Origin of the sequence: Methylosinus sp. Sm6 (assembly GCF_019802345.1) — a bacterium.
Classification (GTDB): domain Bacteria; phylum Pseudomonadota; class Alphaproteobacteria; order Rhizobiales; family Beijerinckiaceae; genus Methylosinus.
This window is the reverse complement of sequence record NZ_JAINDZ010000154.1, coordinates 1-540: the sequence shown is the minus strand read 5'-3', so window position 1 is coordinate 540 and position 540 is coordinate 1. Positions and strand designations below refer to the sequence as shown.

The window sequence follows — 540 nt, the reverse complement described above, 5'->3', positions numbered from 1 at the left end:
ATGCTCGACCATGACGCCTTTTGGCTGTCCGGTGGAGCCAGATGTGTAGATGACATAGGCGAGATGACGCGGCTGAAGGCCGACGGCGGCGGGCTGCGGATCGGCGTCGGCGTCCCGCGCCCAAAGCTCGGCGTCAGCGACGAGGTCGATGGTCCGCAGCGACGCGAGCGCCGGCGAACCGTCGAGGAGGCCCGCAATCCTGTGGGCGCCGCCAGGGCCGGTCAGCACGACGACGGGGCTGCTGTCTCGGAGCATATAGGACAGGCGTTCGGCCGGATAGGACGGATCGAGCGGCGCATAAGCCCCGCCCGCCTTCAGCACCGCGAGCAGCGCCGTCACCAATTCGGGGCTGCGGTCGAGGCAGACGGCGACGCGGGCATCCGGCCCGACGCCCAAACGGCGCAAATAATGCGCCAGCCGGTTGGCCTGCGCGTTCAGCTCCGCATAGGTCAGCCGCCGGCCGTCCTGGACGACGGCCGTCGCCGCCGGCGTGCGGGCGGCCTGCGCCTCGAATAATTCATGAACGCAGGCTTCGCGCGG

The 540-nt window shown here is 70.0% G+C and carries 1 protein-coding gene; it reads right to left on the bottom strand.

The genetic code is table 11. The features are described 5' to 3' along the window. The coding region (locus K3F48_RS24030) for an AMP-binding protein (RefSeq protein WP_222577953.1) at nucleotides 1–540 on the bottom strand (540 nt) is incomplete at both ends.